Below are 19330 nucleotides of genomic sequence, written 5' to 3'. Positions count from 1 at the left end.
GTGGGGAGGGGGTTGTGGGCACGGTGGTCCTTTCGGGGAGTTCGACGACCATCCGGCAGCCGGGACCTTCGTCGATCCGGACGCCGCCGCCGTGGAGTTCCACGATTTCCTTGACGATCGCCAGGCCGAGCCCGCTGCCTCCGGCGTCGGCGGCGCGGGCGGGGTCCAGGCGGGAGAAGCGTTCGAAGACGTGGGCGCGGGCGTGTTCCGGGATGCCCGGTCCCTCGTCGCACACGATGAGACGTACGCGCGGCCCGTCCGGGCGGGCGGTGACCGTGACGGTGCCGCCGGGCGGGCTGTGCCGTACCGCGTTGTCCAGCAGGTTGGCGAGCACCTGGGCGAGCAACCCCGGGTCGGCGAGTACGGCGAGCCCTGGCGGCACGTCGCCGCGCACGCGCACGCCGTCGCGGGCCAGGGTCGCCTCCTTGCCCGCCTGCTGGACGAGGGCGCCGAGGCCGACCGGTTCGGGGTCGATGAGCCGCGCGCCGGAGTCCAGCCGGGACAGGTCGAGCAACTGGCCGACCAGTTTGCCGAGCCGTTCGGTCTGGGCGAGCGCGGTGCCGAGCGTCTCGGGGTCGGCTTCGGAGACGCCGTCCACCACGTTCTCCAGTACGGCCCGCAGCGCGGTGATCGGTGTGCGCAGCTCGTGGCTGACGTTGGCGATCAGTTCCCGGCGCTGCCGGTCCACCTCGCCGAGGTCGGCGGCCATTGCGTTGAAGGCGCTGGCCAGTTCGCCGACCTCGTCGCGGGAGGTGGCGCGGACCCGCTCGCCGTACCGGCCCTTGGCGATGGTCTGCGCGGCGGCGGCCATGTCGCGCAGCGGCTTGGTCATGCCACGGGCCATGATCTGGACCAGGACCAGGGCGAGCCCGGCGGCGACGGCGATCCGCGCGTCGCGGGTGTACCCGAGGTTGATCCCGACCTCGTTGACGACGAACGCCGCCGCCACGGCGAGCAGGATCACCACGCCTAGTTTGATCTTGATGCGCCCGAGGAAGTCCAGCGGTCGCATCGCGCTCACCCGGTCTTGGCCAGGGCGTAGCCGACGCCGTGCACGGTCCTGACCACGCCCGCGCCGAGTTTCCTGCGCAGCGCGCGGACGTGGCTGTCCACCGTCCGCGTGGCGGCGGCCTCGGAGAAGCCCCAGATGTCGGCCAGCAGGCGCTCCCGCTCGTAGACCTGCCCGGGCCGGTCGGCGAGGCGGCGCAGCAGGTCGAATTCGGTCCTGGTGAGCTGGGCCTCCGCGCCGCGTACGTACACCCGCCGCTCGGCCGTGTCGATCTCGACCTCACCCACCTTGATCACGGTGTCGCCCGCCGTCAACTGGGCGGCCCGCTCGACGCGGCGTAGCAGGGCGCGCACCCTGGCGACGAGTTCGCGCATGCTGAACGGCTTGGTCACGTAGTCGTCCGCGCCGACGCCCAGGCCGACCAGCAGGTCGGTCTCCTCGCTCAGCGCGGTCAGCATCAGCACCGGCACCGGCCGCTCGGCCTGCATGCGGCGGCACACCTCCAGGCCGTCGAGCCCGGGCAGCAGCCGGTCGAGCACCACCAGGTCGGGTTCGAGCGCGGTGTAGACCTCCAGGGCGCGCGCCCCGTCGCCCTCGACCCGCACCGCGAAGCCCTCGGCGGCGAGCCGGTCGCGCACGGCCCGCGCGATCGTCTCATCGTCCTCGACGAGCAGAATCGTGCGTTGTTGTCGCTGGTTGGCCATGCCGGAAGACTAAGGCGTACCGGTGCAGATACTCCTCTCCACAATGTGAAGAACCGGTGCAATCAGGTCAGGGTGAGCCCGCCGGGAAGGCCGGTGAGGAAGCCGTTTCCGGAGGCGTCCACGGTGGCCTCCACTTCGGCGTCGGCGATCCGCAGCCCGCGTACCGAAAGCGCGCCGAGCGGGGCCCCGGCGAGCGGGCGCAGCGCGACCCGGCCCGCCGGGACGTCGGGGCGCACCCCCAGCACCGCGTTGACGAGGGTCACGGCCGCGGCGGCGGTCCATGCCTGGGGGCGGCAGGCGGCGGGGTAGGGCACCGGCGTGCCGAGCGGGCGCCGGTCGTCGCCCCCGTAGAGTTCGGGGAGCCGGTGGCCGAACGCCTCGGCGGCGTCGAGCAGCGAACGCGCGAGGTCCGCCGCGGGCTCGTGGTACCCGGCCGCGGCCAGGCCGCCGATCACGATGGCGGTGTCGTGGGTCCAGACCGAGCCGCAGTGGTAGGACAGCGGGTTGTAGCCCGCGTCGCGGGCGGACATCGTGCGCAGGCCGAACGCGCCGGACATCTCGGGGGCCGCCAACAGTCCGGCGACCTGGCGTTCTTCCTCCGGGGAGAGCAGGCCGGTGCCGAGCAGGTGGCCGATGTTGCTGGTCAGGGAGTCCACGGGGCGCTTGTCGCGGTCGAGGGCCAGGGCGGGGCGCGGGCCGTACGGGCCGGTGTCCACCCAGAAGCGGGCGCGAAAGCGCGTCGCGAGCGCGGCGGCGTACTCCCGCCAGCGGTCCCCCTCCCCCGGCCCCGCGAAGGCGTCCAGCAGCGCCGCGCCGCCCGTCGCCGCCTCATACGCGTAGCCCTGGACCTCGGCCAGCGCGATGGGGGCCGCCGCGTGCCGTCCGTCGTGGAACCGCACCGCGTCCGGGGAGTCCTTCCAGCCCTGGTTCGCCAGGCCCTGGCCGCCTTCGTCCGCGTACTCCACGAAGCCGTCGCCGTCGGGGTCGCCCTCGCCCGCCAGCCAGCCGAGCGCCGCGCGCAGCGCGGGCAGCAGCGGGGCGACCTCCTGTTCGGGCATCCCCCAGCGCCAGGCGTCGTGCAGCAGGCAGACCCACAGCGGGGTGGCGTCCACGGTGCCGTAGTAGACGGGCGGCAGCCGGATCTCGCCGCCCCGGCCGCTGATCGTGTACTCGCCGCGGCGCAGTTCGTGCATGATCTTGCCGGGGGCCTCGCCGGAGTGTCCGTCGGTCGTCCTGCTCTGGCGGCGGGCGAGCACCCGCAGGGTGCTCTCGGCCAGGCCGGTGCCGAGCGGCAGCAGCATCCGGGCGGTCCACAGGCTGTCGCGGCCGAACAGTGTGAGGTACCACGGCACGCCCGCGCCGATGAAGGTGTCGCCGGGCGCGGCGGCGTCGGCCAGGCGCAGCGCGCGCAGGTCGTCCAGCGAGCGGTGCAGCAGCCGGGCCAGGCGGCGGTCATCGGCCCGTACTTCGGGTTCGGGCCACTCGGCCGGGCCGGTGGCGGCGATCACCACCGCGCCCGGGTCGGTCACGCCCACCGACCAGCGCAGCACCGCCCGCCCGCCGGGGGCGAGCGCGACCCGCCAGGCCAGCCGGGGATCAGCACCGCCCTCCCCCGCCGCGACGGCCATCACACCGCCGGTACCAGGCCGGGAAGCGCCGGAAGACTCCGCCCCCGCGTTGACGGGCTCTCCCGCGACGGTGGTGGTCACGCCGCCGGGGCCCCGCCAGATCAGGGTGTCGTCGGCCTGCCGTACGGCGGGTGCGGGCTCCCCGGCGAAGCCGGATCTGACCTGCTGCATCGGCGCGAAGTCGCAGCCGAGCTCCAGGCGCACGTCGATGGCGAGCGGTTCGGCGGCCGACGAGATGATCGTGATCTCCTCGCGCACGCCCTGCCCGGTCACCGTGCGGACGCGTTCGATCCGGACCTCCGGGTCGGGGCCCTCGTCGCCGAGCCAGCGGGCCAGCGCGACGAACCTGCCGACGCCGGGGCCGCCGGGCGCGTACGCGACGGCCTCCGGTTCCAGGCCGTCCACGAGGAGCACGGCCCGGGACAGCACCCGGTGGTCCGCGTGGAACACCCCTTGTGCCCCGATGGGCCTGATCTGCCCGTCCCGCCCGCTCAGCGCGCTGGTCGGGGCGAGGATCACGGCGGCCAGGTCGTCCAGCCGGGGCGGCACGCGCCGGCCGGGGTACGCCGCGGACATGAGTTCTCCTCCCGCCGAGGTCTCCCTGCCAGCCTGACAGAAAGACGCCCTGGAGGCCGGTAGGTGGCCGTCCGGGTGGTAAATGGCTATTTTGCTATGGGCCATGGAGTCGGACGGGGAGGGCCCATTGATCGGCGCTCGACGGCTGGCCGGCCGCTACCGGTTGCTGAACCCGCTGGGGGAAGGCACGGTGGGGACCGTCTGGCTCGCCCTCGATGACGTACTGGGCAGGGATGTGGCCATCAAAGAGGTGCACATCCCACCCGACCAGGACGAAGGCCGCCGCCGGGAGATCCGCGAGGCGGCGGTCCGCGAGGCCAACGTGGCCGCCCGGCTGCGCCACCCGTCCATCGTGACCGTCCACGACGTGCTGGTGGAGGACGGGCGGCCGTGGGTGGTGATGGAACTGCTCAGCGGCGCGTCGCTGGAGCGGACCGTGGCCGAGCGCGGGCCGCTGCCGCCGCACCAACTGGCCAGGGTGGGCGTCCACCTGCTGTCCGCGCTGGCCGTCGCGCACGCCGCCGGGATCGTGCACCGCGACATCAAGCCGAGCAACGTCTTCCTGACCAGGACCGGCCGGGCGGTGCTCACCGACTTCGGGGCCGCCGCGATCGAGGGGGAGACCACCGTCGGGCGTACCGTCCACCTGATCGGCACCCCGGCCTACGTCGCGCCGGAACGGCTCAGCGGCGCCGACGACGGCCCCGCGGGCGACCTGTGGTCGCTGGGCGCGACGCTCTACTTCGGTGTGGAGGGACGCCCGCCGCACGACGCCGAGTCGCCGATCGAGGTGCTGCGCAAGGTGCTCACCGAGCCCGCCCGCCCGGCGGAGCGGGCCGGTCCGCTCGGCCCGGTGCTGGAACACCTGCTCGCCGCCGACCCCGCCGTACGCCCGCCGCTCCCGGTGGCCGAACGGATGCTTCGCGACCTGGCCTCGGGGCGCACCCCGGCGCTGCCGCCCCCTCCCCCGTCGCCGCACACCGCGCCCACCGGCCCGCAGCCGCGCGGGCGCGGGCGTACGTGGCTCGTGGCGGCGGCGATGATCGCGGGGCTGCCGCTGGTGAGCACCGGTACGGCTCTCGCCGTGAACGCCGTGGACCGCGCCTCCGCACCCGATCCGAAGCCGACGAGGCTGAGCGAGGAGACCGGGAAGTACGCGATCCCGCTCCGGTTCTGCTCGATGCTCACCGACGCCCAGGTACGGCAACTCGTGCCGACCGGCCCCGCGGGCGAGCCCAACAACAGGGAGGGCTGCCAGTGGCCGGGCAAGGGCGTCGCGCTGACCATCGAACTGGTCGGCGGGCAGAAGTTCGCCATCGGCGGGGAGGAGTCGACCTGGGGCGCCAGCCCGGCGCGGGCGCACGAGTGGTACCGCAACGAGCTGTTCACCACCTTCCCCAACGGGACCATCGGCTGGAAGTGGCCGGAGATCGGCGCGAACGAGATGCGCTCGGCCCGTGTGACCGGCCCGGAACCGGTCATCGGGATCGGTGACGAGGCGTTCGCGATCCACCAGTACGACAACAGGACCCATCTGAAAATGGAACAGAGCTTCATAGTGACGCGCGTGGACAATCTGGTCATCAAGGTCGGCTACACCGCCATCGACGGCGCCCGCGACGAACGGGCGCTGCGCCAGGGCGCGGCGACGGCGACCCGCTGGTTCATCGCGGCGATGGACCGGACGGCCTGAGCCATGCACCGGCACACTCCGCGGGACGGCCTTCCCGCCATGCCTCCCGGCGAGTCCAAGGGCCCGCCACCAGGGCAGCCGGTGGCACGCCCGCACGGCACCCAGCCCACGATCGACGGCTCCGGGCGGACCGGTGTGCTGGTGCCACGGCCCATCGTGGTGCTCACCGTGCTGCTGCTGGTGGCGATGGCGGCGGCCATCGGGGGGCTGGGCGCACCGTACCTGCGGGGCGAGCGGCCCATGGCGGTGGCCACGCCCACCCCGACCCCGGCCGCCTCCGACGCGAAGGGTCGGTTCGCCGAGGCGCCCCGGGCCTGCGGCCTGCTCGGTGACGCCCTGGTCGCCGAACTTCTGCCCGCCTCGCTTACCTCACAGGTGTCCGAGCTGGAGTGCGAATGGCGGACCGCGGACTACCGCAAGCCGTCGAACAGCAAGTACGACATGGTGCTGCGGCTCGTCAAGTACGAGCAGGAGGCCACGGGAATCGTCAAGGCCAAGGAGTACTTCGCCGGTAAGCGGGACGACTTTGTCCGCGATGGCCGGCTCGAAACGCCCGCGCCCGCGCCGCCCGCCGCGCTGTCCGGCCTCGGGGACGAGTCCTTCGGCTATACCAAGCCCATGAAGATCTCCATCTTCAGCGAGTCCGTCAAGCGCATCGTGCTGTGCCGGATCAGCAACCTCGTCGTGGAGATCGAGTACGAGCGCGGCGGAACCACGGAGGACAAGGACGGCAGGCTCGCCGCGGGCGCGGAGAAGGCGGCTCGGGCGATCGTCGCGGAGCTGAACGCCCGTGGCTGACCTGGAACACCCGCCGCCACCGCTGGCCGGCCGCTACAAGCTGGAGGAACGGCTGGGCGCGGGCGGCATGGGCGTGGTGTGGCGGGCCCGCGACCAACTGCTGATGCGCGAGGTCGCGGTGAAGGAGGTACGGCCCGCGCCGTACCTGCCGGAGGCGCAGCGCGCCGACCTCAGCGAGCGGACCATGCGCGAGGCCCGCGCCGCCGCGATGCTCTCCCACCCCTCGATCGTCGCCGTCCACGACGTGATCCTGCACGACGGCCGCCCGTGGATCGTGATGGACCTGGTCAAGGGCCGTTCCCTGGAACAGGTGGTGAAACGGGACGGCCCGCTGCCGCCCGAGCGCGCCGCGATGATCGGGCTGGCCGTGCTCGACGCGCTCGCCCACGCCCACCGCGGCGGGCTGATGCACCGCGACGTCAAGCCGGGCAACATCATGATCGCCGACGACGGGCGGGTGCTGCTCACCGACTTCGGCATCGCGACCCTGGAGAACGACACCGGCCCGACCCGGCCGGGCAGCCTGGTCGGCTCGCCCGGCTACATCGCCCCCGAACGGCTGCGCGGCGTGGCCGAGGCGCCGCCCGCCGACCTGTGGTCGCTGGGGGCGACGCTGTTCGCCGCCGTGGAGGGCCACTCGCCGTTCCACCGGGCGACGCCGGTGGCGACGCTGGGCGCGGTGCTCACCCAGCCCACGCCGGAGCCCGCGCACGCGGGGCACCTGGCGCCGGTGCTGATCGCCGTACTGGAGAAGGACCCGCGGGTGCGTCCGGGGGCCGCCGAACTGCGCACCGCCCTTCGGCATGTCGCCGAGGGACGCCCGGCCCCGGCGTTGCACCGCAGGTCACCGACGCGGCGCAGGCGGATCGTGGCCGCCGCGGTGGCGGGCGTCGCCGCGCTGGCCGTACTGGGCACGGCGCTGTGGACGATGTCCCGCGACGGGTCGGGCGGGACCGTCGCCGCGACGGCCACGCCGTCCGCCGACCCGCGCGCCGGGCGGTTCACCGAACTCCCCGACCCGTGCGGTCTGCTCACCCTCGAACAGGGCGAGCTGGTCGTGCCCACCCCCAGCCCGCAGGTCGACGCGGCGCGTCAGCGGTACTGCGACTGGGGCGGGTCCAGCGACGAGCGGTGGCTCCGGGTGAAACTGACCCTCTACAAGCCGGCCAAGAAGCTCACCGCGCCCGAGGTGGCCCACGCCTTCCTCGTCCACCTGCGGCAGAACATCGCCGCCGACGCCGGGACCGGGCTGGTCGGCTCGGTCTTCCCGCTGCGGTCGGTCACCGGGGTGGGTCAGGACGGCTTCGCCTACGAGGGCACCAGCCTGGACCGCACGTCCAGCACGGTCGTCTTCCAGTCCAGCAACCTGCTGGTGGAGGCGGACCTGTCGATGAAGGGCAAGAAGCCGACGGAGGACCTGAAGGAGCGGGCGCTCAAGTCCGCCAGGTCCATCGCCGAGGAGCTGAACAGTCGTGGCTGATCCGGGTTCGGCGCTGCTCGGCGGCAGGTACCGGTTGCTCGGCCGGCTCGACCAGGCGGGCGGGCCATGGCGGGCGCGCGATGAGATGCTGCACCGCGACGTCGCGATCAGCGAGGTGCCGCTGCCGCCACCGGGTCCGGGGCGCGAGGCCGTGCTCGCCACCGTCCGGGCTGCGGCCGGGCTGCGGCATCCGGCGATCGTCACCATCCACGACGTGCTGGTGGCCGCCGACCGGCTCTGGATGGTCTGCGAGCTGATCCCCGGGCGCACGCTGTCCCAGACGCTGCGCGCGGAGGGCCCGCAGTCCGCCGAGCGGGTGGCCGACATCGGGCTGCGGGTGTTCGACGCGCTGCGCGCCGCCAAGGCGAGGGGCGTCTCGCACGGCGGCCTGTCCCCCGACGCGGTGGTCATCGCCCCGGACGGCCGGGTCGCGGTGTCCGGGTTCGCCACCACCGGGTCCTACGGCGACGACATGCGGGACCTGGGGGTGATGCTCTACACCGCGCTGGAGGGCCATCCGCCGGGCGGGCAGGGCACGCCGATGACGATGGGCGACATCCCGCTGACCGACCCGGAGAACGCGCCGCCGCCGGACGGGCCGCTGGCCCCACTGCTGGCCGCGCTGCTCCAGGACGACCCGGCCTCGCGGCCGGACGACGAGTCGGTACGCCTGACGCTGCTGCGCATCGCGCCCCGGCACCGCCTGGCCCGCCGCCGCGGCCTGCTCCTGGTGGCGGGGGCGCTGGCGGTCCTGCTGGCCGCGTCGGTCGCGGGGGTCTTGCTGTGGCGCTCCGGTACGACCGAGCCGGTCGCCGCCCCCACCCCGTCGCCGCCGCTGATCCTGCCGACCCACTTCAGCGCTCCGCTCGACCCGTGCGGCTTCCTGACCAATGACCAGATGCGCGAGGTGGGCGTCGCTCTCAATCCCAAGAGGGCCGACCATGAGTGCGACTGGCTCAGCGCCGACAGCACCCAGCCGCGCTCCTTCCGGCGGGACCTGACGATCTACGCTCTCCACTTCACGGCCAAGGGCGGCGACACAGGCGTCGAGCGGGCACGGTTGTACTTCGTCAATCGCCTCCAGCAGGAGATCGGCCGCAAGACCGCCACCTTCGGGCAGCCGATCCGGCACACCGTGCCGCCGAAGATCTATGACGGGCCCGGCGAACAGGCGTACATCACGGAGTACACCGGAGTCGGCGTCTCTTACACGACGGAGATCCTCTTCCGGGTGGGCAACGTCCTGATCGCCGTGCAGTACTCCCGGGGCAACGGCAGCGACCCCGACCGCGTCACCTCCACGGGAGCGAAGAAGATCGCCGGGTGGATCGAGCGGTCGCTCGCCGAAGGGTAGCCGCCTGGAACCCCCGGCCCCTGCCCGATCGTTGTCCTGGCGACGCACAATGTCAGGGCGGGGCACGTGGCCCCACCGAAGGAAAGGCCCATCATGTCGCCACTGGCGAAGTACTACACCGGCGCTGCCATCGCGTCCGTCCTCGTGCTCCTGCTGCTGCCGCTGCCCTCGCTGGTCAACTGGGTCATCGTGCTCGCCCTGCTGGGCGCCCCGGTCGCCGGCTATTTCATGCTCGACCCCAGCCAGCGCGAGCGGCTGAAGCGGGTGCGCAGGCGCGGCCTGGGCCGCTAGCGGCTACGCGGCGGCCGCCTGGCCCTGCACGCGGCGGGTGACCTTGCGCTCGATCACGAACGACAGCAGCGGGATCGTCCCGGCGAGCAGCACCCCGAGCGTGTACGGCCAGGTCCAGCGCGCCTTGAGCCCCAGGTTGAGGGCGGCGAGCAGGTAGACGGCGTACAGGAAGCCGTGGATCGGCGAGATGATCGACACCGGCCCCGGCACCGCAAAGGCGTACTTCAGCACCATGCCCGCCACCAGCAGCAGCAACATGACACCGACGATGTAGGCCAGCACTCGGAACGGCTTCAGCGCGGATTGCACGGTCATCTACCTCATTGACGATTCGGACAGGGCCACCCTAGCGGCGTCGCCGTCGTGCTCCGGTTCGCGCTGCTCGCGGACGCGGGTGCGGTGGGCGTCGCGGATGTAGTGGAACCACAGGAAGATCGTGAAGACGCCGAAGATCCACCAGTTCGCGGCGTAGGCGAGATTGCGCCAGGAGAATTCGCCGGGCGCGCTCGGCGGTGGGGCCGGTACCGGCTCGGCCGCCACGGCGGGGGCCGGGCTCTGCGCGGTCGCCACCACATAGCCGTCCCGCAGCCGCGCGCCCGGCCAGACGTTGATCAGTTCGGCGGTGGACACCGACAGCACCTGCCCGGCGGGCAGCGTGCGGACGTCGCGGCGCAGCGAGTCCACCTGCTCGGGGGGCAGCAGCCGCCCGGTGACGGTGACCTTCCCCTGCGGCACGGCCGCGGCCGGATCGCCCGGCCGGGCCACCCGGCCGCGTACGACGGGCACCTGAGTGCCGTCGCCGAGGTCGAGGGAGTCGAGCAGCCAGAAGCCGCCGTCGCGTCCGGCGACCAGCAGGCTGCGCGCGGGGTCGAAGACGCCCTCGGCGGTCACCTTCCGGTTGGCCGCCGCGCGGGTGACGTGCTCGCCCGGCTTGGACAGCGTGGCGAGCGCGACCGCGGGCGGGTCGCTTGCGGTGTGCGGGCGGCCGGAGTCCTCGAAGACGCCGAGCTGCCAGCGGCCGAGCAGGCCGAAGGCGACGAGCGCCGCGATCGCCACCAGGTGCATGCCCACCAGGCGCGAGGAGAACACGGTCCGCAGCATGACCCCACGGTATCCGCCCACAGGTCCGCCCCCTCCTCCGGCCGCCCGCGGGCACGGATAAGGGGCCGTCCGTTGCCACCGCCATGGGTTGCCGCCGAATAGGACAAACACCTGACGGGGGCCTTGGCGGAGTGACTAGAGTCATCGTCATGGCAGATCAGATCGACCCGGCGGGCAACACCCAGCAGTTCCGGGCCTTCGCACAGAGCAACGAAGGGGAGACCGCCAAGCAGCGGCCTTCCTACCTCATCCCCGTCGTGGTGGGCGTGGTGGCGGTCATCATCGTGGCCGTCGGCGCGTTCCTCCTGTTCAGGTAGGGGCGAGCACGCGCCAAGCCGACGCCGGCGGCCCTGGGCCGCGCGGCGTTTCCGGCATTGGCGACACCCTCGTGCTTGTCCCGATTCACCTCTCCGTGACGACCAGCGCGCTGCCGCCTCCGCGTCTGGCCGGCTCGGCGACCGCCCGCACCCGGCCTCCGCCGAGGAGTTCGAGCGCGGTGGCCGCTCCGATCTCCGGGGTCGGCGCGAACGAATGGCCCCTGACGGTGAGCGCCGGGCCATGGGCGGCGATGAAGGCGGGCTCGGCCTGGGTCTGCGCGGTGTTGCGCTGGGTGGCGCGCGGCGCGGCCAGCGCCTGCGGCAGCGTCATGCCCAGCTCGTAGCGGCCGATCAGGATCTGCAGCACGGTCGTGATGATCGTGGAACCGCCCGGTGAGCCGGCCGCGAGCACCGGCCGCCCGTCGTCCAGCACGATCGTCGGGGACATCGAGGAACGGGGCCGCTTGCCCGGTCCGGGCAGGTTGGGATCTCCAGGGGCGGGCCCGAAGGTGAAGTCGGTCAGTTCGTTGTTGAGCAGCAGCCCGCGCCCGGGGACCACGATGCCGTTGCCGCCGGTGGACTCGATGGTGAGGGTGTAGGCGACCACATTGCCCCAGCGGTCGGACACCACCAGGTGGGTGGTCTCTGGGCCCTCGCGGGCGGGCGTCGCCGCGGGGCCCGGTACGGCGGCGCGGCACGGCCCGTAGGAGCCGTCCGGGTCGCCCGGCGCGGCGGGATGGGCGAGCGCGGTCGCCCCGATCAGGCAGGCGCGCTCCCCCGCGAAGCCGTCCGAAAGCAGCTCGCGCAGCGGGACGTCCGTGAAGGCCGGGTCACCGACGTACTTCCCCCGGTCGGCGAACGACAGCCGGGACGACTCCAGGAACTCGTGCAACCCGACCTGCGGCAGCTTCTCCAGGATGTTGAGCGCCTCGCCGACCGTCGATCCGCCCGAGGACGGCGGGGCCATGCCGTACACGTCGAGGCCCTTGTAGCCGACCCTGGCCGGGGCGCGCTCGATCGCGCGGTACGCCCGCAGGTCGGACAGCTCCATCAGGCCGGGGCGCACCTTGCGCGCCGCGCCCGGGCGGACCGGCGGGCGCTTGACCGTGGCCACGATCTCGGCGCCGAGCCGCCCGCCGTACAGCCAGGATGGACCGCGCCTGGCCAGCTCACGGTAGGTGCGGGCCAGCTCGGGGTTGCGGAACACCGAGCCGACCGCGGGCGGCGCGCCACCCGGGAGGTACAGGCGGGCGGTGGAGGTGATGTCGGCGAACCTGGCCTGGTTCGCGGCGGTCTGGTCGTGGAAGGTCTGATCCACCAGGAAGCCCCGCTCGGCGACGCGGATCGCGGGCCGCAGCGCCTCGCCCAGGCCGATGCTGCCGAACCGGCGCAGCGCCAGGTCCCACTGCGCCACGCTGCCGGGCACGCCCGCCGACAGGCCGCTGGTGATCGCCTCGTCCGTGGGGATCGCCGCGCCGTTCTCCTGGAGGGAGGTCGCGGTCATGGCGCGCGGGGCGGTCTCCCTGCCGTCGATGGTGTGGACCCTGCCGCGGCGGGCGTCGTAGTAGAGGAGGAAGCCGCCGCCGGCCATTCCGGCGGAGTAGGGCTCGGTGACGCCGAGCGTGGCGGCGGCGGTGATCGCCGCGTCGATCGCGTTGCCGCCGCGGCGCAGCACCTCGACGGCCGCGCGGCTGGCGTCGAGGTCGACAGTGGCGACGGCTCCGCCGTACCCCTCGGCGACCGGCGCCTTTTCCGGCGCGGGGACGGTCGCCGGCCCGCTGAGCAGCAGCAACGTGGCGGCCGGTACGGCAAGGCGGGCGATCATAGGGCGCTCCTTCCCCGGCGGACCCTCAGCATGACCCAATCGGCGGGGCGACTCAACAGGGCACGCGCTCATACACCCGATGGGGTATCGGGGACTGCCCCCGTCGGCCGACGCGACCGCCGGGGCCGTGGCGTACGGTTGCGCATGTGCGAGCACCGAAGCGCTGGGCGGACATCGCCCCCGCCGTCCTGGTGGGCGTCTTCCAGCTCGGCACCGGGCGGGGCGCCTCGATGGTGCAGCCCGAGCGGGTGCCCACCAACGCCCTCGGCTTCGCGCTGCTGGCGATCGGGCCGGCCATGGTGTTGCTGCGGCGGGTCTGGACCACGCCCGCGCTGGTCGTCACGACGGTCGCGACCTGCCTGTACCTCCTGGCCGGGTACGCCTACGGGCCGGTGTTCGCGGCGCCGATCGTCATGCACTTCACGGCGGTCATCCGGGGCCACCGGCGGGCGGCCTGGCTGTCGGCGATCGGGGTCTCGGCGTTCATCTTCGCCTACACGAGGTGGATCGCTCCGGCGCCGCACGTCGACTGGCTCCACAACCTGTCCGCGTTCACGTTCGTGCTGCTGATCCTGACCGTCGCCGAGATCGTCAAGGCGCGGCGCGAGCGGCTGGCCGAGCGGCGCAGGGTGGCCATGGAGGAGAGCCGCCGCCAGGCCAGCGAGGAGCGCCTGACCATGGCCCAGGAGCTGCACGACGTGCTCGCGCACAACATCTCGCTGATCCACGTGCAGGCGTCCACCGCGCTGCACCTCATCGACGACCACCCCGAGCAGGCCCGTACCGCGCTGGCCACGATCAAGCAGGCCAGCAAGGACGTGCTGAGCGAGATGCGCTCGGTGATCAACGTGCTGCGCGAGGACGCGCCGCGCTTCCCCACCGCCGGCCTGGACCGGCTCGACGACCTCATCGCGCGCACCGGGCTCGACGTCACCAAGCACGTCGAGGGCGACCGGCGGCCGGTCCCGCCCAGCGTGGAACGGGCCGTCTTCCGCATCATCCAGGAGTGCCTGACCAACGTCGCCAGGCACGCGCCCGGCGCGAAGGTCGCCATCACCTTGGAGTACGGCCCGCGCGAGCTGGCCATCCGGGTCGCCGACACCGGATCCGCCGAGCCGGGCGCGCTCACCGACGCGGGCGGCGGCAACGGCATCCCCGGCATGCGCGAACGCGCCCACGCCCTCGGCGGCACGCTCACCGCCGCCCCCGACGCGGTGGGCTTCACCGTCGTGGCCAGGCTGCCGCTGCCCGCGGCTTCCCCGGAGGACCGATGATCAGGATCACTCTGGCCGACGACCAGGGGCTGGTCCGGGCGGGTTTTCGGGCGCTGCTCGACGCCCAGCCGGACATGGTGGTGGTCGCCGAGGCCGCCGACGGGGCCGAGGCGGTACGGCTGGCCCGCGAGCACCGCCCCGACGTCGTGCTGATGGACATCCGCATGCCCGGCACCGACGGGCTGACCGCGACCCGCACGATCGGCCGTGACGAGACGCTGGCCGAGGTGCGGATCATCATCCTGACGACGTTCGAGCTGGACGAGTACGTCTTCGAGGCGGTGCGCGGCGGCGCGGCCGGGTTCCTGGTCAAGGACACCGAGCCCGCCGAGCTGATCCAGGCCGTGCGGGTGGTGGCGGCGGGCGAGGCGCTGCTGTCGCCCAGCGTGACCCGCCGGCTGATCGCCGAGTTCGCCTCCCGGGCCAAGGAGCCCCTGGTCAAGGAGGAGCTGAAGCTGCTCACCGACCGCGAGCGCGAAGTGCTCGCGCTGGTGGCCGCCGGGCTGACCAACGACGAGATCGGGGCCCGGCTCCACATGTCGCCCGCCACGGCGAAGACCCACGTCAGCCGCACCATGACCAAGCTGCACGCCCGCGACCGCGCCCAGCTCGTGGTGATCGCGTACGAGTCGGGGCTGGTCAGGCCGGGTTGGTCGGCGGACTAGCGGTAAGCGCGCGGATCGATTACTGTCTGTTGCCATACGCTTACCGCTCTCTTGGTGCGGGCGCGGGAGGGGCACATGAGAGAGCAGGCCGGCCTTTACGCCGGGGAGATCGAGGACGAGCTGCTGGCCGCCGCCGGCGGCGGCGACGCCGACGCGGCGCACCGGCTGGGCCGGCTGCACGCCAGGCGCGGCGATCAGGAGGGCGCGCGCCACTGGTGGGAGCGGGCGGCGGTCACCGGCAACATCGACAGCGCCTACAACCTCGGCGTGTGGCACGAGCGGCACGGCACGTTCGACGAGGCGCTGCGGTGGTACGAGACGGCCGCCGGGCTGGGCGACGCGGAGGCGGCGGCCAACCTGGCCACCCTGCTGCTGGAGCGGCGCGGCGACGTGGCCGCGGCGCGGTGCTGGTTCGAGCGCGCGGCGCAGCGCGGGTCGCGTCCGGCCGCGCGGCGGCTCGCGCTGCTGTGCGAGCGCGACGGCGAGACCCGCACGGCCCGTGAGTGGCACCGCGAGGCGGCGCTGCGCGGCGACGCCGCCTCGGCGTTCGACCTCGGGTGCCTGGCGTACGAATCGGGCGAGGACACCGAGGCGCTGCACTGGTGGGAGCTCGCCGCCAGGGGCGGCCACACCGACGCGGCCTGCGCCACCGGCCTGCTGTTGCAGGCGACCGGCGACCCCGAGGGCGCGGAGGCGTTCTTCCGCCTGGCCGCGGCGGCCGAGCATCCGGCCGCCGCCTCCCATCTCGGCGGCATCGCGTTGGCCCGGCGCGACCTGACGAGCGCCCGCGCCTGGTTCGAGCGGGCGGCCGACGCCGGGCGGGTCGGCGACCAGCGGATGGCCGGGTTCGTCTGCGTGGAGCTGGGCGACGCGGCGGCGGCCAGCCACTGGTTCGGCCGCGCGGCGGCCAGCGGCGACGCCGAGGCCGCCTACAACTTCGGGCTGCTGCTGATCGCCGAGGACGGCGACCTCGCGGCCGGGCAGCAGTGGTTCCGCCAGGCGGCGCTCGGCGGGCACCACCGTGCCGCCCGCGAGCTGGGCACGTTGTTGTCCATCACCGGCAACGCCGAGGAGGGCGAGCGGTGGCTCGCCGAGGCGCCGCCGCCCGGCCTCGGCCGGGTGTCCGACACCGCCCTCGTCGCCAGGGCCGAGCTGGCCGCCACGATCACCGGCCGCCACGGGGACGCGCCGCTCGACGCCGGGAAGCTGGTCGAGATCCTCGGCACCTGGGACCAGATCACCAGAGACCTGCCCGACCACGCGGGCGCGGTGGCCTGGCTCGGTGATCTGGCGGTGCTGCCGGAGAGCGCGATCGACCGGCTGTCATCGGCCCGCGCGACGCTGCTGCGGCCGGGCAACGCGCCCTGGCCGGGCCCCACGGAGGTCGAGGAGGCCCTCGCCACCGCCCGGCTGCTGCGCCGGCGGCTCACTCCCGAGTCGTGCGGCGGCTGATCAGCCGGTCAGCACCTCGGTCGTGGTGGTCCACGGCAGGCCGTGCGCCTGGGCCACCGGCTCGCTGGTCAGCACGCCGGCGTGGGTGCTGAGGCCGTGCGCGAGGGCGGGGTCGGCGCGCAGCGCGTCCCGCCAGCCCTTGTCGGCCAGCTTGACGGCGTACGGCAGGGTGGCGTTGGTCAGCGCGTAGGTGGAGGTGTTGGCCACCGAGCCGGGCATGTTCGCCACGCAGTAGAAGATCGAGTCGTGGATCGGGAACGTCGGGTCGGCGTGCGTGGTCGGCCGTGAGTCCTCGAAGCAGCCGCCCTGGTCGATCGCGATGTCCACGAGCACCGAGCCCGGCTTCATCCGGGAGACCAGCTCGTTGGAGACCAGCGTCGGGGCCTTGGCCCCCGGGATCAGCACCGCACCGATGACCAGGTCGGCGGCCAGCACTTCCTGCTCGATCGTGTAGGCGGTGGAGACCACGGTTTTGAGCCGCCCCTGGTAGATCGCGTCGATCTCGCGCAGCCGGTCGAGGCTGACGTCCAGGATGGTGACGTCGGCGCCCATGCCGACGGCGATCTGCGCCGCGTTCAGGCCGGAGACGCCGCCCCCGATGATCACGAACTTGGCCGGGGCGACGCCCGGCACGCCGCCGGGCAGCACGCCGCGCCCGCCGTTGAACCGCATCAGGTTGTAGGCGCCGACCTGCGGGGCCAGCCGCCCGGCCACCTCGGACATGGGGGCGAGCAGCGGAAGGGTCCGGCCCACCTGGACGGTCTCGTAGGCGACGGAGGTCACGCCACGGGTGAGCAGCGCGTCGGTGCAGGCGCGGGAGGCGGCCAGGTGGAGGTAGGTGAACAGCACCTGCCCATCCCGCATCCGTGGATATTCCTCGGCTATGGGTTCTTTGACCTTGAGTATCATCTCGCCCTGCGCCCAGACTTCGTCGGCGGAGTCCAGGATCTTGGCACCGGCGTAGAGATATTCCTCATCCGGGATGTGCGAGCCCTTGCCCGCGCCGCGCTGGATGTACACCTCGTGTCCGTGGCGTACCAGTTCATGGACGCCCGCAGGCGTGGCGGCGACGCGGTACTCGTGGTTTTTGACCTCGGCGGGCACACCGATCTTCATGGTGGTCCTTTCGTGGCGCGTACGGCGGGCGCCCCATTGGGCCGGCCGTGGGCGCGAATGGTCGGAGCTCTTCAAGTGTGCATCGCAACCACACCCCTGCCAAGGGAAAGCGTGGCATCAGTGTGAAAGAACTTCGGTAATCGTGGTATCTACATGTAACGGCCACGGAATCCGCGTGAAATTCCGCGCTGTAACCAAGCCGATAACCTACCCGGCGGTGGCGTACGGCCGGTCCGCCGCCACCTGTAATCCAATGAGCCCGTACGGCACAGCGGACCGACAGGCAAGATGAGATGACACATGTTCCGTTCCGACCCGGAGAGACGTCGTGACTCCTGACCAGATCGAGGGTGCCGTCGCCGCGGGCATGCCCCAGGCCGTGGAAGACCTCAGGCGGCTCGTCGCCATCCCCTCGGTGGCCTTCCCCGGCCACCCCGAGGAACCCGTGTACGCCGCCGCCGCCCTGACCGAGGCGCTGCTGCGCGAAGCCGGGCTGCCGGAGGTCCGCCAGATCCCGGTGGAGGGCAGCTTCCCCGCCGTCTACGGCGAGGCCCCCGCCCCGCCCGGCGCGCCGACCGTGCTCCTTTACGCACACTACGACGTCCAGCCCGCGGGCGACCCCGCGCTGTGGAAGACCCCGCCGTTCGACCCCACGCTGATCGAGGGCGAGCTGTACGGCCGGGGCGCGGCCGACGACAAGTCCGGCGTCATCTCCCACGTCGCCGCGCTGCGGGTGTTCGAGGGGCGGTTCCCGGTCGGCATCAAGGTCATCATCGAGGGCCAGGAGGAGTACGCGGGCGAGCGCCTGGAGGCGTTCGTCGAGCGCAACCCCGAGCTGCTGCGCGCCGACGCCATCGTGGTCGCCGACACCGGCAACCAGCGCCTCGGCGATCCGGCCGTGACCACCTCGCTGCGCGGCATGGGGGCGTTCACCATCGAGGTGCGCAGCCTGCATGAATCCGTGCACAGCGGGCAGTTCGGCGGCGTCGCCCCGGACGCGCTCGCCGCCCTGATCCGCATGCTGGCGGCGCTGCACGACGACAACGGCGACATCCGCGTCCCGGGGCTGCCGCGCGGCGCGTTCCTCGGCACCGGCCCCATGGAAGAGGACTTCCGGGCCGGCGCCGGGGTGCTCGACGGCGTCTCGCTGGTCGGCTCGGGGTCGATCGCCGACCGGCTGTGGGCGTCGTACGCGATCACCGTGACGGGCGTGGACGCGCCCTCGGTCGCGCACGCCATCAACGCGGTCCAGCCGGGGGCGCGGGCCCGTGTCACGGTACGCGTGCCCCCGGCGGGCGACCCGCGCCTGACGGTCCAGGCGGTCTGCGACTACCTGCGCCAGGTCGCGCCCTGGGGGGTGCAGGTGTCGTTCGGCGACGAGATCTACGGCACCGGGTTCCTGGCCGACGCGGGCGGGCGGGCCCGCGCCGCGCTCAACAAGGCCATGGAGCACGCCTACGGCCGCACTCCGCGCGACATCGGCGCCGGCGGTTCCATTCCGCTGGTGTCCACGCTGGTCAAGCAGTTCCCGGCGGCGGAGATCCTGCTGTTCGGCGCGGAAGACGACAACGCCTCCATCCACGCCCCCAACGAGCGTCTCAACCTGGAGGAACTTCGCCGCACCGCCACGGCCGAGGCCCTGTTCCTGCAGCGGTACGCCGCCACCGCGCCGCGGTGACCGGCGACGGTCCCGGGCCGGCCCCGCCGGCCGCCTACGACACCACGATCGCCGACGTGGCCGTGAGCGGCGACTTCCCGGCCGAGGGCTTCGAGGACCAGGTCCGTTCCTGGAGCACCGCCACCCTCGCGGCCTGGGCCACGACCGGCCCGTGATCCCGGTCGGCCCCCGGGGTTAGAGTTGCCGGTGTGTCGGAGGCGCGGCGCGGGGCGGTGCTCGGGGCCGTGGCCTATGCGCTGTGGGGGCTTTCGACCCTGTACTGGCCGCTGCTGGAGCCGACCGGGCCGGTGGAGATCCTGGCCTCCCGGGTGCTGTGGTCGCTGGTGGCGATCGTCGCGCTGGTCAGCGTGCTCGGGCGCTGGGGGCGGG

18 protein-coding genes and 1 pseudogene are annotated in these 19330 nt (G+C 73.3%); 12 read left to right on the top strand and 7 right to left on the bottom strand.

The annotated features are described in order from the left end of the window. The 3 genes from C1I98_RS16545 to C1I98_RS16535 form a co-directional block, all read right to left on the bottom strand. On the bottom strand, positions 1-1012 hold a 1012-nt coding region (locus C1I98_RS16545; RefSeq protein ID WP_146607481.1), incomplete at its 3' end, for a sensor histidine kinase. A 5-nt stretch (positions 1013-1017) separates the two neighbouring features. Next, entirely contained in the window at positions 1018-1713 is a 696-nt protein-coding gene (locus tag C1I98_RS16540; protein ID WP_111168345.1) for a response regulator transcription factor, read from the bottom strand. Between the two features lie 62 nt (positions 1714-1775). After that, positions 1776-3917: an amylo-alpha-1,6-glucosidase gene (locus C1I98_RS16535; RefSeq protein ID WP_111168344.1), complete on the bottom strand. Its 2142-nt coding sequence runs from the start codon at positions 3915-3917 to the stop codon at positions 1776-1778. Positions 3918-4020: 103 nt separating this feature from the next. Here C1I98_RS16535 and C1I98_RS16530 point away from each other — a divergent pair, with 103 nt between their 5' ends. The 5 genes from C1I98_RS16530 (at position 4021) to C1I98_RS16510 (ending at position 9533) form a co-directional block, all read left to right on the top strand. Continuing rightward, positions 4021-5610: a serine/threonine-protein kinase gene (locus C1I98_RS16530; protein ID WP_158558065.1), complete on the top strand. Its 1590-nt coding sequence runs from the start codon at positions 4021-4023 to the stop codon at positions 5608-5610. 39 nt (positions 5611-5649) lie between these two features. Beyond that, positions 5650-6408: a hypothetical protein gene (locus C1I98_RS16525; protein WP_146607480.1), complete on the top strand. Its 759-nt coding sequence runs from the start codon at positions 5650-5652 to the stop codon at positions 6406-6408. Continuing rightward, positions 6401-7888 (top strand): serine/threonine-protein kinase, encoded by a 1488-nt coding sequence (locus tag C1I98_RS16520; protein ID WP_111168341.1) that lies wholly within the window; start codon positions 6401-6403, stop codon positions 7886-7888. The genes C1I98_RS16525 and C1I98_RS16520 overlap by 8 nt, the downstream gene beginning before the upstream one ends. After that, on the top strand, positions 7881-9242 hold the full coding sequence (locus C1I98_RS16515; RefSeq protein ID WP_111168340.1) for a protein kinase: 1362 nt from the start codon (positions 7881-7883) through the stop codon (positions 9240-9242). The genes C1I98_RS16520 and C1I98_RS16515 overlap by 8 nt, the downstream gene beginning before the upstream one ends. 93 nt (positions 9243-9335) lie before the next feature. Then, positions 9336-9533 (top strand): tail-anchor membrane protein, encoded by a 198-nt coding sequence (locus C1I98_RS16510; protein ID WP_111168339.1) that lies wholly within the window; start codon positions 9336-9338, stop codon positions 9531-9533. Positions 9534-9536: 3 nt separating this feature from the next. On the opposite strand, the gene C1I98_RS16505 is transcribed toward C1I98_RS16510, so the two are convergent. Together C1I98_RS16505 and C1I98_RS16500 are read right to left on the bottom strand one after the other, a co-directional pair. Then, on the bottom strand, positions 9537-9848 hold the full coding sequence (locus C1I98_RS16505; RefSeq protein ID WP_111168338.1) for a DUF3817 domain-containing protein: 312 nt from the start codon (positions 9846-9848) through the stop codon (positions 9537-9539). Continuing rightward, positions 9849-10634, bottom strand: coding sequence for an SURF1 family protein (locus C1I98_RS16500; protein ID WP_111168337.1), 786 nt, complete (start codon positions 10632-10634; stop codon positions 9849-9851). Positions 10635-10783: 149 nt separating this feature from the next. Here C1I98_RS16500 and C1I98_RS42915 point away from each other — a divergent pair, with 149 nt between their 5' ends. Next, a complete protein-coding gene (locus tag C1I98_RS42915) occupies positions 10784-10951 on the top strand; it encodes a hypothetical protein (RefSeq protein ID WP_199536991.1) in 168 nt (55 codons plus the stop codon). Positions 10952-11036: 85 nt separating this feature from the next. Here the strand turns inward: C1I98_RS42915 and C1I98_RS16495 are convergent, their stop codons facing one another. After that, complete coding sequence (locus C1I98_RS16495) at positions 11037-12776, bottom strand: gamma-glutamyltransferase family protein (RefSeq protein WP_111168336.1); 1740 nt, start codon at positions 12774-12776, stop codon at positions 11037-11039. Between the two features lie 146 nt (positions 12777-12922). Between C1I98_RS16495 and C1I98_RS16490 the strand changes: the two genes are divergently transcribed. The 3 genes from C1I98_RS16490 to C1I98_RS16480 all read left to right on the top strand — a co-directional run bounded on the left by C1I98_RS16490 (position 12923) and on the right by C1I98_RS16480 (position 16167). Next, on the top strand, positions 12923-14050 hold the full coding sequence (locus tag C1I98_RS16490; RefSeq protein WP_233507918.1) for a sensor histidine kinase: 1128 nt from the start codon (positions 12923-12925) through the stop codon (positions 14048-14050). After that, positions 14047-14715, top strand: coding sequence for a response regulator (locus tag C1I98_RS16485; protein ID WP_111168335.1), 669 nt, complete (start codon positions 14047-14049; stop codon positions 14713-14715). Before C1I98_RS16490 ends, C1I98_RS16485 begins: the two co-directional genes overlap by 4 nt. A gap of 75 nt (positions 14716-14790) precedes the next feature. Continuing rightward, positions 14791-16167 carry a tetratricopeptide repeat protein gene (locus C1I98_RS16480; RefSeq protein WP_111168334.1) on the top strand — a complete coding sequence of 459 codons (1377 nt, stop codon included), beginning with the start codon at positions 14791-14793 and terminating at the stop codon, positions 16165-16167. On the opposite strand, the gene ald is transcribed toward C1I98_RS16480, so the two are convergent. Continuing rightward, positions 16168-17283, bottom strand: coding sequence for an alanine dehydrogenase (gene ald, locus C1I98_RS16475; protein WP_111168333.1), 1116 nt, complete (start codon positions 17281-17283; stop codon positions 16168-16170). Positions 17284-17611: 328 nt separating this feature from the next. Between ald and C1I98_RS16470 the strand changes: the two genes are divergently transcribed. From C1I98_RS16470 to C1I98_RS16465, 3 genes and pseudogenes are all read left to right on the top strand, one after another. Continuing rightward, positions 17612-18961, top strand: coding sequence for a M20/M25/M40 family metallo-hydrolase (locus tag C1I98_RS16470; protein WP_111168332.1), 1350 nt, complete (start codon positions 17612-17614; stop codon positions 18959-18961). Further along, positions 18958-19116 (top strand): DUF5946 family protein, encoded by a 159-nt coding sequence (locus C1I98_RS41450; RefSeq protein ID WP_158558064.1) that lies wholly within the window; start codon positions 18958-18960, stop codon positions 19114-19116. The genes C1I98_RS16470 and C1I98_RS41450 overlap by 4 nt, the downstream gene beginning before the upstream one ends. A 33-nt stretch (positions 19117-19149) precedes the next feature. After that, positions 19150-19330 (top strand): annotated as a pseudogene (locus C1I98_RS16465) (EamA family transporter RarD); the annotation flags it as partial.

The organism is Spongiactinospora gelatinilytica, from assembly GCF_003236385.1.
Lineage (GTDB): Bacteria > Actinomycetota > Actinomycetes > Streptosporangiales > Streptosporangiaceae > Spongiactinospora > Spongiactinospora gelatinilytica.
This window is presented reverse-complemented; position numbering and strand designations above follow the sequence as displayed.